The organism is Achromobacter aegrifaciens (assembly GCF_902859735.1).
GTDB lineage: Bacteria > Pseudomonadota > Gammaproteobacteria > Burkholderiales > Burkholderiaceae_B > Achromobacter > Achromobacter aegrifaciens.
In genome coordinates this window covers 1-12,910 of record NZ_CADIJY010000009.1, presented here as the reverse complement: position 1 = coordinate 12,910, position 12,910 = coordinate 1, and the positions used below count along the sequence as shown (strand labels likewise).

At 67.0% G+C, this 12,910-nt stretch carries 10 protein-coding genes; 7 read left to right on the top strand and 3 right to left on the bottom strand.

The genetic code is table 11. From position 1 onward, the window contains the following. Positions 1 to 5: 5 nt before the first annotated feature. Positions 6 to 1,268, bottom strand: coding sequence for a TolC family protein (locus tag HV766_RS21885; protein WP_175181838.1), 1,263 nt, complete (start codon positions 1,266 to 1,268; stop codon positions 6 to 8). Between the two features lie 227 nt (positions 1,269 to 1,495). Here HV766_RS21885 and HV766_RS21880 point away from each other — a divergent pair, with 227 nt between their 5' ends. The 3 genes from HV766_RS21880 to HV766_RS21870 all read left to right on the top strand — a co-directional run bounded on the left by HV766_RS21880 (position 1,496) and on the right by HV766_RS21870 (position 4,028). Further along, positions 1,496 to 1,837, top strand: coding sequence for a DUF4148 domain-containing protein (locus HV766_RS21880; protein ID WP_175161644.1), 342 nt, complete (start codon positions 1,496 to 1,498; stop codon positions 1,835 to 1,837). Between the two features lie 152 nt (positions 1,838 to 1,989). Then, entirely contained in the window at positions 1,990 to 2,679 is a 690-nt protein-coding gene (locus tag HV766_RS21875) for a heavy metal response regulator transcription factor (protein ID WP_054453490.1), read from the top strand. Then, positions 2,679 to 4,028 carry a heavy metal sensor histidine kinase gene (locus HV766_RS21870; RefSeq protein WP_175181837.1) on the top strand — a complete coding sequence of 450 codons (1,350 nt, stop codon included), beginning with the start codon at positions 2,679 to 2,681 and terminating at the stop codon, positions 4,026 to 4,028. The genes HV766_RS21875 and HV766_RS21870 overlap by 1 nt, the downstream gene beginning before the upstream one ends. A 112-nt stretch (positions 4,029 to 4,140) precedes the next feature. Here the strand turns inward: HV766_RS21870 and HV766_RS21865 are convergent, their stop codons facing one another. Continuing rightward, complete coding sequence (locus tag HV766_RS21865; protein ID WP_054453493.1) at positions 4,141 to 5,646, bottom strand: tripartite tricarboxylate transporter permease; 1,506 nt, start codon at positions 5,644 to 5,646, stop codon at positions 4,141 to 4,143. 189 nt (positions 5,647 to 5,835) lie between these two features. Beyond that, positions 5,836 to 6,807: a Bug family tripartite tricarboxylate transporter substrate binding protein gene (locus HV766_RS21860; protein WP_054453494.1), complete on the bottom strand. Its 972-nt coding sequence runs from the start codon at positions 6,805 to 6,807 to the stop codon at positions 5,836 to 5,838. 129 nt (positions 6,808 to 6,936) lie between these two features. Between HV766_RS21860 and HV766_RS21855 the strand changes: the two genes are divergently transcribed. From HV766_RS21855 to HV766_RS21840, 4 genes are all read left to right on the top strand, one after another. Then, positions 6,937 to 7,881, top strand: coding sequence for a LysR family transcriptional regulator (locus tag HV766_RS21855; RefSeq protein ID WP_054453496.1), 945 nt, complete (start codon positions 6,937 to 6,939; stop codon positions 7,879 to 7,881). A gap of 134 nt (positions 7,882 to 8,015) precedes the next feature. Next, positions 8,016 to 10,091, top strand: coding sequence for a hydantoinase/oxoprolinase family protein (locus tag HV766_RS21850; RefSeq protein WP_175181836.1), 2,076 nt, complete (start codon positions 8,016 to 8,018; stop codon positions 10,089 to 10,091). Between the two features lie 10 nt (positions 10,092 to 10,101). Next, positions 10,102 to 11,838 carry a hydantoinase B/oxoprolinase family protein gene (locus HV766_RS21845; protein WP_175181835.1) on the top strand — a complete coding sequence of 579 codons (1,737 nt, stop codon included), beginning with the start codon at positions 10,102 to 10,104 and terminating at the stop codon, positions 11,836 to 11,838. Beyond that, positions 11,835 to 12,910: thiamine pyrophosphate-binding protein (locus HV766_RS21840; protein WP_254593348.1), on the top strand; the 1,076-nt coding region annotated here is incomplete at its 3' end. The genes HV766_RS21845 and HV766_RS21840, both read left to right, overlap by 4 nt.

Here is a 12,910-nt window from a genome sequence, read left to right as displayed (position 1 = left end):
TCGTTTCAACGTCCGAGAATGCGGTCTATATCCGCGGAAGCCTGGTACACGGATGCCAGCACCGTCAGGTAGGCGATGTTTCCGTCGGAGAGGGTGCGCTGCGCGTCCAGCACTTCCAGGAAGCCGAACTTCCCCGCCTCGAAGCCTTTGCGCGCAGCCTCATAGGCCTGGGTGGCCCCCGGCAGCACGGCGCTCCGATACTCGCGCGCGGAACCCGCTGCCAGATCGAATCGGGTCACGGCCTGCAACAGCTCTCCCATCAGGCCGGATTCCAGCTCGCGGTATTGGTCCCGCGCCTTGTAGGCCTGCATGGTGGCGGCGTAGACATTGCCCTGGTTGCGGTCGAAGATCGGCAGCGGAATGGACACGCCAAGCTGGGCCTTGTCGCGGCCCGCTTCGTTGTCGCGGGCCACGCCGGCGCTCAGCGTGATGTCGGGATAGCGCTTGCTCTTCTCGACTTCCAGCTGCGCCTGCCCCAGGTCGACGGCAAGCTTGCCGCCCTGCATCCTGGGCGATGCGGCCAGGCCTGCCCGCAACTCGTCTATCGACGCCCGTTCCGGCAATGCGTTCAGATCCGCGCCCACGCTGGCAAAACCCGGCTCTGCTTCGCCCCACAGCAGGCCGAGCTTGCGGCGTGCGCCCAGCAGCGCAGCCTCGGCCGCGCGCGCCTCGATGCGCGCGCTGGCCAACGCGACCTGGGCCTTGCTGCCCTCCAGCGGCGGCGCCTTGCCCGCGGCCACGCGCCTCTCCGCCAGCCGCAAGGCGCCGCTGGCGATATCCACGGTGCCGCGCGTCACGCGCACGGACTCCTGCGCCACCGCCACATCGAAATAGGCCGCGATGACTGCCGCGCGCAGGCCGGCCCGCGTGTCCGCGACGCCCTGGCGCGCCATGTCCCTGGACAGCTCAGCCGCCTTGACCCGCGCGGCGCGCTTGCCGCCGGTTTCCAGCGGGACGTTCAACATGGCGGTGGTGGTGCGCGTGGCCGATTGCGTGTCGTCCACGCTCACGTCGATGGAAGGGTTGGGCAGCACGCCCGCCTGCGTGAGCAGGCCCTCGCTCGCCGCGGCCTCGTTCTTCGCCGCGGCAAAGCCGGGATTGCGTTCGAGCGCCGCGGCCAGGGCGCGCTCCAGCGTCAGCACGACGCCGTTCTCGCTCTGCGCCGTGGGTACGGAAGTTCGGGCTGCGCCCGCGTTCTGCGCGGATGCGGCAGCAGACGCGGCGATCATCGAGGCCGCCAGGATCAGCGGCATAGCGGATACATGCATGGTTCAACCAGGAAAGGGGCGAGCCGGCAATGTATCCAGACGGGTTCGTCAATCGAGCGACAGAAAAATGACATTTCCGTAAGGTTCGCGGCCTTACGAAAACGTAATCAGGGCGTCGGCGAATTGACGGGCATGGGTCCGTAGAGTGTCACCGTCGCTACACAAACAGCGTGTATGCGCCTGACGCAACACCGCGACCGGCGCCGCGCTCAACCTGGGAGATATCCATGAAGATCAAGACCGTTACCGCTGCCCTCGCCCTGGGTTCCGCCCTGGCCCTTCCTTTTGCCGCCAGCGCATCGAGCACCTGGCACCAGACCAACACGGAGATCGGCTACGCCATCGCGCCGGACCACGCCGTCAGCGGCAAGACACGCGACGAAGTGAAGACCGAATTGGCCGTGGCCAAGTCCGACCCGAAGCAGTGGTTTCTGACCAATCTGAACGCCGCCAAGCCGGGCTGGGCCAAGCAAGGCACCTCCCGTACCCGCGCCGACGCGATGGCGGAGCTGGAAGCCATGACGCCGGCCGAACGCGCCCGCCTGGACGAGATCTACACCCCGGGCTGAGCGCCGGGCCCGTGGCGCACGCGCCCCGCGTGCCCGCCGGCGCTGCGCAGGGCGGCTGGGCCGCCCTGTTTGCGTTTATTCCCCAGAACGATTCCGCCTAGAATAGACGCAGCATCCGAGGACTTCCGCGCACTCTTTTTATTTCCGCTGACATGAAAGTACTCGTAATCGAAGACGAAAAAAAACTCGCCGAGTACTTGCGGCGAGCGCTGACCGAACACAACTACGTGGTCGACGTGGCCCAGGACGGCGTCACCGGACTGCATCTGGTGCGTGAAAGCCAGTACGACCTGGTCCTGCTGGACGTGATGCTGCCCGCCATGGACGGCTTTTCGGTGCTGGCCGAGATCCGCAAGACCAGCCGCGTCCCCGTCCTGATGCTGACCGCGCGCGACAAGCTCGAAGACCGCGTCAAGGGCCTGCGCGACGGGGCCGACGACTACCTGGCCAAGCCTTTCGCCTTGTCGGAACTGCTGGCCCGCGTGCTGGCGCTGGGCCGGCGCAGCGGCCACGGCCAGACCGAGACCATCGCCCAGAACGTGCTGCGCATCGACGGGCTGGAACTGGACCTGCTGCGCCGGCGCGCCAGCCGCGACGGCGTGCGGCTGGACCTGACCGCCAAGGAATTCACTCTCCTGGCCCTGCTGATGCGCAAGCAAGGCGAAGTCCTGTCGCGGCTGGAGCTGGCCGAACAGGTGTGGGACATCAACTTCAACAGCAACACCAACGTGGTCGAAGTCGCGATCCGCCGCCTGCGCGGCAAGGTCGACGAACCCTTCGACAAGAAACTGCTGCACACCGTGCGCGGCATGGGCTACGTGCTGGAACCGCGGAGCGACTGATGCCCGGGCAGCGCCCCAAATCGCTGCACCGCTGGCTGTCGCGCTGGCTGGCGATCCAGACTTTCATCGCGCTCGGCCTGGTGTGCGCGGTGGTCTATTACGCGACCAACCTCAACCTGGCCAGCCGCCAGGAAGCCTTGCTGCAGCAGAAGGTCGAGGTCGTACGGCACCTGGTCGAGGAAAACGCCGCCAGCCAGGACTCCACCCGCTTGCGCCACAAGCTCAGCGACTTCTTCTATGGCCGCCCCGACTTCTCGCTGGTGTTGGAGATCGACGGCGAAAAGGTCTATTACGGCAGCCCCATCGCCGGCGACAACGACTTCAAGCATGAGCGGCGCATCGCTTTCACGCTGCCCTTCCCCGGCGCGCCCGGCGACGCCATGAACGCCGAACTGGTGCTGGACATCTCCAGCGACATCCGGCTGCGCAAGGCGCTGGCCTGGACCCTGTTCGCCTGCGCGCTCGCGGGCGCCATCGTCGTGGCCGCGGTAGGAACCCTGCTGGTGCGCCGCGGACTGGCGCCGCTGGATGCGCTGGGCAAGCAGGCCGCGCAGCTGTCTCCGGACCGCATCGGCGAACGGCTGGACGAAAGCGGCCAGCCCTGCGAGATCCGGCCCCTGGTGCGCCAGTTCAACGCCGTGCTGCAGCGGCTGGAGCGCGCCTACGTGCAGATGGAGGGATTCAATGCCGACGTGGCCCACGAGATGCGCACGCCACTCGCAACGCTGATCGGCGAGACCGAGCTGGCGCTGAGCACGCGCCCGTCGCCGCAGGCCTTGCGCGAAACGCTGGGTTCCAACCTGGAAGAACTGCAGCGCCTCTCCAGCATCGTCAACGACATGCTGTTCCTGTCGCAGGCCGACCGCGGCGCGCAGGCCCGTGGCAGCTGGCAGGCCAGCCTGGCCGCCATCGTCCAGGAGGTGACGCAATACCACGAGGCCGAGGCCCTGGACGCGGGGGTCGATATCGCGGTAGTGGGCGATGCGTCGGCCCAGGTCGATCGCGCACTGTTCCAGCGCGCCGTGTCGAACCTGGTCTCGAACGCGGTGCGCTATGCCGCTTCCGGCAGCGTGATCGAGGTCGATATCTCCCGCGGCGACGCTGGCGAAATCCTGATCTCCGTGCGCAACACCGGCGAACCCATACCGGAAGAACATCTGCCACGGCTTTTCTACCGCTTCTACCGCAGCGACACCTCCCGCGAATTCGATGCCAACCATCATGGACTGGGATTGGCCATCGTCGCCGCCATCGCCCGCATGCACGGCGGCCGCAGCTACGCCAGATCGGCCAACCGGACCACCACCATAGGCTTCAGCATCGCGGCGGCCGACAGTACAAAAACCTGATTGGCGCTGTGGAAGCGCCCGGGCATGGACAATCTGTACCGCGGATCGCAGGAGCCGGACGTCTTCAGCCTAAAGTACGGCCGGTCCCCCGAAAGGCGGAAGCGGCCCGGCCTCAGTCCTCTTCGACGAACGCTTCTTCGCGCTTCTTGCGGATGTTCGGCAGCGCGACCAGCACGACCAGCACCACTGCCGCGCCCAGCAGGGAAGCAGATAGCGGCCGCTCAATGAATGTCGTGAAATCGCCGCGCGACAACAACAGCGCGCGGCGGAAGTTCTCTTCCATCATCGGGCCGAGCACCAGGCCAAGCAGAAGCGGCGCGCCCTCGCAGCGCAGCTTGCTCCAGATGTAGCCGACGACCCCGAAGAAGGCCGTCATGTACAGATCGAAGGTGTTGTAGTTAAGCGAATACACCCCAATCGTGCAGAACACCAGAATCGCCGGAAACAGGACGCGGTAGGGAACCTTGAGCAGCTTGACCCAAAGCCCGACCAGCGGCAGGTTGAGGATGACCAGCATCAGGTTGCCGATCCACATCGATGCGATCAGGCCCCAGAACAGGTCGGGATGGCTGGTCATGACCTGGGGGCCGGGCTGGATATTGTGGATGGTCATCGCGCCCACCATCAGCGCCATCACCGCGTTGCCCGGGATGCCCAACGTCAGCAAGGGGATGAACGACGTCTGCGCCCCCGCATTGTTGGCCGACTCCGGCCCGGCCAGGCCGGCCGGGTGGCCTTTGCCGAAACGCCCGGGTTCCTTGGACAGCTTCTTTTCCAGAGTGTAGGAAGCGAAGGCCGACAGCACCGAGCCGCCTCCGGGGAGGATGCCCAGCATCGATCCGACCGCGGTGCCGCGCACGATCGCGGGCGCCGCCTCGCGGACCTCCTGCCGGTTGGGATACAGCGAACCCACCTTGTCCGTGATCTCGACCCGCTTGTCCTTCAGTTCCAGGTTGTTCATGATCTCGGCAAAGCCGAACACACCCATCGCCACGATCGCGAAATTGATGCCGTCCTGCAGCTCCGGGATGCCGAAGTCATATCGGGCGACGCCCGAATTGACGTCCGTGCCAACCAGGCCGAGCAGCAGCCCCAACAGGATCATGCAGATCGCCTTGACCAGCGAGCCCGAAGCCAGCACCACCGCCCCGACCAGGCCCAGCGTCATCAGCGAGAAGTACTCGGCCGGCCCGAACTTGAACGCGACCTCGGCCAGCGGCGGCGCGAATGCCGCGATCAGCATGGTGGCCACAGAGCCCGCGAAGAAGGAGCCGATGGCGGCCAGCGACAGCGCGGCGCCGCCGCGGCCGTTGCGGGCCATCTGGTGGCCGTCGAGCACGGTGACGACCGCCGATGTCTCGCCTGGCAGGTTGACGAGTATGGCGGTGGTCGAGCCGCCGTACTGTGTCCCGTAGTAGATGCCCGCCAGCATGATCAGCCCCGCAACGGGCGGCAGCACATAGGTGATCGGCAGCAGCATCGCGATGGTGGGCACAGGGCCCAAGCCAGGCAACACGCCCACCAGCGTGCCCAGGACACATCCCAACAGCGCATACAGCAGGTTCTCCGGCGTGAACGCCACGGAGAACCCCAGCATGAGGTTATCGATAAGTTCCATCCCCGCTCCTTGGTATTTTTATCGTCATACGAAAATAGATCGTAGTACGATATAAAAAGCCAAGGAACCCGGGTTTTTACGGACTGGAGATCGGTGAGATCAGGGCGGATCGGCGCGCTTGAACGCTGCGCGCGCCATCCGCCGTGGCGCGCAAGAAGGCCATGCCGCTGACGCGGCAAAGCCGTCCCGTCACATCGGCTTCAGGTCGACCTCTTTGGCGATCTTGCCAAAGGTTTCCAGGTCGCTCTTCACACGGGCCGTGGTCTCGGCCGGCGTGGACACGCGCGGAATCATCGCCAGGTCCAGCAGGCGCTGCTTCATTTCCGGCTTGGCGAACTCGCGCGCCAGGGCCTGCTGGATCTTGTCGACGATCTCGTCCGGCGTGCCCTTGGGCGCGGCCAGGCCGAACCAGGCGACCGCGGAGAACCCGGGCAGGCCGGCTTCTGGCGCGGTGGGCACATCGGGCAAGGCCGCCACGCGTTCCGGGTTCGTGACGAACAAGGGCCGCACCTTGCCTGCCTTGATGAAGGGCGTCTGCACGCCGGTATTGTCCAGCACCGCGTCGATATGGCCGCCCAGCAGGTCGTTCATGGCCGGGCTGCTGCCCTTGTAGGGCACGATGTTGACCTGCATGCCGGCGGCGCGCGCAAACATGAGTTGGGTCAGGTGTTGCTGGGTGCCCAGGCCGGCATTGCCGAAGGTGATCTTGTTCGGGTTCTTGCGGCCGTAGTCGATGAATTCCTTGAGATTCTTGGCGGGGAATTCATTGTTCGTGACCACCACGAAAGGCAGGTCGACCAGTACCGTGATCTGCTTGAAGTCTTCCAGCGGCTTGTAGCGCAGCTTGTAGACGTAGGGATTGACGGCCATGGTGCCGCTGGCGGTCAACGCCAGCGTGTAGCCGTCCGGCTCGGCGCGCGAGACGAACTCGGTGCCCAGCACGCCGCCCGCGCCCGGCTTGGCCTCGACGATGGCCGGCTTGCCCAGTTCAGTCTGCAAAGCCTGCGCGGCGAAGCGCGCCAGCATGTCGGCGGACCCGCCCGTCGCGTAGGGCAGGACGATCGTGATCGGCTTGCTGGGATAGGCGTCCGCGGCCATCGCGGGCGCGGCGATCCCGGCCGCCAGACAGGCAGCGGCCAGAGTTTTCAGATGCTTGACCATCAATGATTTCCCCTCGTGGTGTATCGACTGCGCTTGCACCGGGGAAGATTAAGCGGTCCCGCGTTATATGGCTAATCAACAATTAAAATAGATCTCTATCACCAATGTTGATAATCACCCAGGACTGCGATGCTGACCTCGATGGACTTGAACCTGCTGCGCATCTTCGATGCGGTCATGACCGAACGCAACGTCACGCGCGCGGCCTCCGCGCTGCACATGACGCAGCCCGCGGTCAGCAACGCCATCAACCGGCTGCGCCTGACCTTGAAGGATCCGCTGTTCGTGAAGATCCAGGGCGGCGTGCTGCCCACGCAGCGCGCCGAACTGCTGTGGCCCCCGATCCGCGACGCGCTGGCCCGCATCGCCGACACGCTGGAGCGCAACGATTTCGACCCGGCGCGTTCCGAGGCCGTGTTCCGCATGGCCATGTCCGACTACGTGGCGGACCAGGTCATCCGGCCGCTGTTCGTGGAGCAGCAGACAGTGGCGCCCAATGTCCGCATCCATCTGCATCCCTACTCGCTGGACAACGCCGGCGTGCTGCTGGAAAAAGGCGAAGTCGACATGGCGGCGGGCGTGTATTCGAACTTCGGCTCGTCCCTGCGCACCCTGCCGCTGGAAACGCTGACCTACGTCTGCGCCATGCGCAAGGGCCACCCGCTGCTGGCGCAGCCACGCTTCACGCTGGACAGCTTCCTGCGCGCGCGCCATCTGATGGTCAGCCTGCTGGGCACGCCGACCCTGATCGACCATGAGCTCGCGCCCCACGGCTACAAGCGCAACGTGGTGCTCACCATCAACCAGTTCGCCCTGGCGCCGCGCCTGCTGGCCGAAACCGACCTGATCTGCGTGGTGCCGCTGAACACCGTGCGCAACAGCCCCTACAGCCATCTGCTGGAAGCCGTCGAGGCGCCCTTCCCGTTCGCGCCGCGCACGGTCAACCTGATCTGGCATGAACGCTCGGACAACATCCCCGCGCATCGCTGGCTGCGCGAAGAGATACTCAAGGTCTGCCAGGCGCAAGGAATGGTGTTCGACCAGGCGCAGCCGGCAGAGTCCCATCCGTACTGATCCGTACCGACAAATCATTCACAACAGTGATAATCACTGATACCAATCTTTGATTGGACCGAATGATGGTGCGTCAATAGCATTCTGGTCATCCCACTCCCGGCGCCTTGCGCGCCAGCATCCTGGAGACCAGCGTGACCCAGACCGCATCCGCCCCGGGCGCCCGCCGTTTTCGCGTCGGCTTCGACGTAGGCGGCACGTTCACCGATTTCACCCTGCTCGCCGAGCACACCGGTGAACTGCATTATTTCAAGGTGCCTTCGACACCGCACGATCCGTCCGAGGCCATCCAGACGGGCCTGGCCCATCTGATCCGCGAACACGAGATCGCCGGCTCCGAGCTGGCGCACGTGGGCCACGGCACCACGGTGGCCACCAACATGGTCATCGAGCGCAGGGGTTCGCGCTGCGCGCTGGTCACCACCCGCGGCTTTCGCGACGTGCTGGAGATCGGCCGGCAGACACGCCCCCATCTGTACGACTACAACGTCACCAAGCCGCAACCCCTGGCGCCGCGCGAGTGGCGCTTCGAAGTGACCGAGCGCGTCGGCGCCGACGGTTCCGTGCTGCAGGCGCTGGACGAAGACGAGGTGGTGGCGGTGGCGCGCGAGCTGGCCGCAGCCCGCGTCGAATCGGTCGCCATCTGCTTCATGCACAGCTACCGCAACGATGCCCACGAACGCCGCACCCGCGACATCCTGGCCGAACACCTGCCGGGCGTCTATCTGAGCGTGTCCAGCGAGATCCTGCCGGAGTTCCGCGAATATGAACGCATGTCCACCACCGCGCTCAATGCCTATGTCGGCCCGCGCATGGCTGGCTACATGCGCAACCTGGTAAGTTCGGTGCGCGCCATGGGCGTGGCGGCCGAGCCGACCACGGTGCATTCCAATGGCGGTCTGATGTCGGTGGAATCGGTGCTGACGGCTCCGGTGCGCACCTGCGTTTCGGGCCCCGCCGCCGGCGTGATCGGCGCGACCGAACTGGGCCGCGTGGCTGCGCTGCCCAACCTGATCACCTTTGACGTGGGCGGCACCAGCACCGACGTGTCGCTGGTGGCCGAGCTGCGGCCGTTGTTCACCTCCAGCCGCCTGGTGGCCGACTATCCGGTCAAGACCCAGATGGTGGACGTGCACGTCATCGGCGCGGGCGGCGGCAGCATCGCGCGCATCGACGACGCGGGCGCGCTCAAGGTCGGCCCGCAGAGCGCGGGTGCGGTGCCCGGCCCCATCGCCTACAACCGGGGCGGCCAGGTCGTGACCATCACCGACGCCCACGTCGTGCTGGGCCGGCTGAATCCAGTCGCGCTGCTGGAAGGCCGCATGGCCGTGCATGCGCGCCAGGCGCGCGAGGCGCTGGAGGCGCAGATCGCCCGCCCGTTGGGACTGAGCGTGGAAGAAGCCGCCTACGGCATTCTGCGCATCGCCAACTCCAACATGGCGCGCGCGGTACGCGCGGTCTCCACCGAACGGGGCCATGACATCCGCAAGTTCGCCCTCTGCGCCTTTGGCGGCGCGGGCGGCCTGCATGCCGCCGAACTGGCGCGCGATTGCGGCATCGGCACCCTGCTGATTCCGCAGGAGCCGGGCACCATGTGCGCGCGCGGCATCCTGCTGTCCGACATTTCCATGGACTTCGTGCAGACGCTGATGGCGCACGCCACCGCGGACGGCTGGACCGCCGTGCGGCAGGCGCTGGAAGCCCTGGCCGGCAAGGCGCGCGCCTGGCTGTCCAGCGAAGGCGTGAACGACTCGGAGCAGCGCCTGTCCGCCGTGATCGACGCGCGCTACCAGGGCCAGAACTTCGAAATCGCCGTGCCGCTGGATGGCATGCAGCTGATGCCGCTGGATGAGTTCGTCGCGGCATTCAGCGCGGCGCACGTGCGCGAGTATGGCTATGACGCCGCCGGCCGTCCGGTGGAGATCGTCAATTGCCGGGTGCGCGCCATCGGCCTGGTGCCACGCGCGCCCCTGGCCCGCGTGCAAGGCGGCGAAAGCGTGGCCGGCGCCGTGAAGGAACGCCGCAACGTGTACTTCGAAGGGGCGGGCTGGGTGGACACGCCCATTCTGCGCCGCGCCCTGCTGCCGGTGGGCGTGCCCGTGGACGGTCCGGCCGTGATCGAGGAAATGAGCTCGACCACCGTCGTGCTGCCGGGCCAGCAGGCGCGCGCCGACGAATACGGCAACCTCGTCGTCAACCTCAACAGCTAAGGCGTACGCCATGACCAATCGATCGACTTCCGCTGCCGGCACGGACACCTTCGACCCCATCGAAATGGAGGTCTTCAGCAACCGCCTGCTGTCCATTACCGAGGAAATGGGCAACACGCTGATCCGTTCGTCCTTTTCCACCAACATCAAGGAACGCAAGGATTGCTCCGTGGCGCTGTTCGACGCCGCCGGCCGCCTGGTAGCGCAGGCGGCCCACGTGCCGGTGCACCTGGGATCGTTGTCCGGCGGCATAGACGCCGTGCTGCGGCGCTACGGCGCGGCCGGCGTGCGCCCGGGCGACGCGTTCCTGTGCAACGACGCCTATCTGGCTGGCGGCACGCACGCGCCCGACATCACCGTCATCACTCCCATCTTTCACGAAGGCGTGCTGCGTTTCTTCGCGGCAAACATCGGCCACCATACCGACGTCGGCGGCGCCGTTCCCGGCTCCACGTCGCACCATCTGAAGACGGTTTGGGAGGAAGGCATCCGCCTGCCGGCCATGCGCATCGTGCGCGAGGGCGAGCTGGACATGGACCTGCTGGAGATGATTGCGCACAACACGCGCGAACCGGACAACCGCATGCACGATATCCGCGCCCAGATCGCCACCAACGACAAGGGCGCCAGGCTGATGCTGGAACTGGTGCAGCAGTCGGGCCTGGAGACCGTGCTGTCCGCCATCGACAGCATCATGGTGTACACCGAAAGACGCCTGCGCAACCGCATCGCACAACTGCCGACCGGGACCTATACCTTCACCGAGCGCATGGACGACGACGGCATGGGCGGCGATCCCGTCACCATCCAGGCCAACGTAGAGGCGCGCGACGGCCAGCTCCATGTCGATTTCACCGGCACCAGCAAGCAGGCGCGCGGCGCATTCAACCTGCCCGCCAGCGCCCTGAACGCCAGCGTCTACTTCGCGGTGAAGGCCATGCTCGACCCCGAGCTCATGCCCAACAACGGCCTGTTCCAGCCCATCACCATCACCGCCCCCGAGGGCACCATTACCAACCCGCGCTTTCCGGCGGCGGTGGGCGCGCGCGTCACCACCGCGCAGCGCGTGGCCGGCACGGTGATCGGCGCGCTGGGCCAGCTGTTGCCGCCAGACCGCGCCATGGCTTCGTGCAACGACGTCATGCCTTCCATGCTGTTCTCCGTGCCCATGCAGGACGGCAAGGGCACCTTCGTCTACCTGGAAACGCTGGGCGGCGGCGCGGGCGGACGCGCGCAGGGCGACGGCATGGACGGCATCCAGGTGCACGTGACCAATACCTCCAACCTGCCCGCCGAAGCGCTGGAGATCGAGTACCCGCTGCTGGTCGAGGAGTACGCGCTGGTCAACGACAGCGGCGGCGCGGGCCGCCACCGCGGCGGCATGGGCATCGCGCGCCAGATCCGTTCGCTGCATGACCAGCTGATCTGCACCATCCGCTGCGACGCCGCGCTGTTTGGCGCGGCCGGCCTGAACGGCGGCCTGGAGGGAGGCACCTCGCGCGTGATCCAGAACCCCGGCCGCGCCGACGAGCAGCGCCTGCCCAACAAGATCGCCGGCCACGGCCTGGCCAGCGGCCAGTCCGTGCGCCTGGAAACGCCCGGCGGCGGCGGCTACGGCGCGCCCGCTGACCGTAGCGCGACCGCCATCCGCAACGACGTGCTGGGCGGCAAGGTCAGCCGTGCCGCGGCCGAACGCGACTATGGCGCGGAACGCGTGGCGCTGGCGCTGCAAGGAGACGCGGCATGAACGCGCCTGCCCCCGGCGCCCGCAGCGGCGGCGAACTGCTGGTCGCGCAGCTGCAGGCCTATGGCGTGGAGCGCGTGTTCATGGTGCCGGGCGAAAGCTTCCTGCCATGCATCGATGCGCTCTACGCCCGGCGCGACGCGATCGAAGCGGTGGTCTGCCGCCAGGAAGGAGGCGCCGCCTACATGGCCGAGGCGCATGGCAAGCTGACCGGCCAGCCGGGCATCTGCTTTGTCTCGCGCGGCCCGGGCGCCACCAATGCGGCGATCGGCGTGCATACCGCAAGGGAAGACTCCACGCCCATGATCCTGTTCATCGGCCAGGTCGGCGGCGACACCGCCGACCGCCAGTGCTTCCAGGAAGTGGACTACCGCGCCATGTACGCGCCGCTGGCGAAATGGGTCGCGCAGATCGAGCGGGCCGACCGCATTCCCGAATACCTGGCGCGCGCCTGGGCGATCGCCACTAGCGGACGCCCCGGGCCAGTGGTCCTCTCCCTGCCCGAAGACATGCTGTCCAGCGTCGCCGACGTGGCTCTGGCCGCTACGCCACAGCCGCCCTGCGCCCGTCCGGCCGACGCCGACATGCTACGCCTGCGTGACCTGCTGGAAGCGGCGGAGCGGCCCTTGCTGCTGCTGGGCGGCTCGCGCTGGCCGCAAGCCGCGCGCGAGGCCGTGCGCGACTTCGCGCTGCGCTTCGACCTGCCCGTGGCCACCGCCTGGCGACGCCTGGAGCTGTTCGACAACGACCATCCCAATTTCGTGGGCCAGGTCAGCGCCAGCATGCCCCCGCACCAGAAGCGCGCCGTCATGGACAGCGACCTCGTCATCGCGCTGGGCACCCGCCTGTGCGAACCGACGACCATCAACTATGAATGGCTGGCCTCGCCCACGCCGCGCCAGACGCTGATCCACATCCACCCGGACGCCAACGAGATCGGGCGGCTGTGCACGCCGGCGCTGGGCATGGTCGCCAGTGTGGACGGCTTCGCCCAGGCCGCATCGGGACTGGCGCCGACGCCGGGCTGGCAGCCGCGCCGCCGGGGCGCTGTAGCGGCCGCCGCAGCGCCCGCGCT

What these genes read in the sequence shown, in the direction of transcription:
- HV766_RS21885 (WP_175181838.1), bottom strand. Translation starts at nt 1,268, where the DNA reads ATGCATGTATCCGCTATGCCGCTGATCCTGGCGGCCTCGATGATCGCC.
- HV766_RS21880 (WP_175161644.1), top strand. Translation starts at nt 1,496, where the DNA reads ATGAAGATCAAGACCGTTACCGCTGCCCTCGCCCTGGGTTCCGCCCTG.
- HV766_RS21875 (WP_054453490.1), top strand. Translation starts at nt 1,990, where the DNA reads ATGAAAGTACTCGTAATCGAAGACGAAAAAAAACTCGCCGAGTACTTG.
- HV766_RS21870 (WP_175181837.1), top strand. Translation starts at nt 2,679, where the DNA reads ATGCCCGGGCAGCGCCCCAAATCGCTGCACCGCTGGCTGTCGCGCTGG.
- HV766_RS21865 (WP_054453493.1), bottom strand. Translation starts at nt 5,646, where the DNA reads ATGGAACTTATCGATAACCTCATGCTGGGGTTCTCCGTGGCGTTCACG.
- HV766_RS21860 (WP_054453494.1), bottom strand. Translation starts at nt 6,807, where the DNA reads ATGGTCAAGCATCTGAAAACTCTGGCCGCTGCCTGTCTGGCGGCCGGG.
- HV766_RS21855 (WP_054453496.1), top strand. Translation starts at nt 6,937, where the DNA reads ATGCTGACCTCGATGGACTTGAACCTGCTGCGCATCTTCGATGCGGTC.
- HV766_RS21845 (WP_175181835.1), top strand. Translation starts at nt 10,102, where the DNA reads ATGACCAATCGATCGACTTCCGCTGCCGGCACGGACACCTTCGACCCC.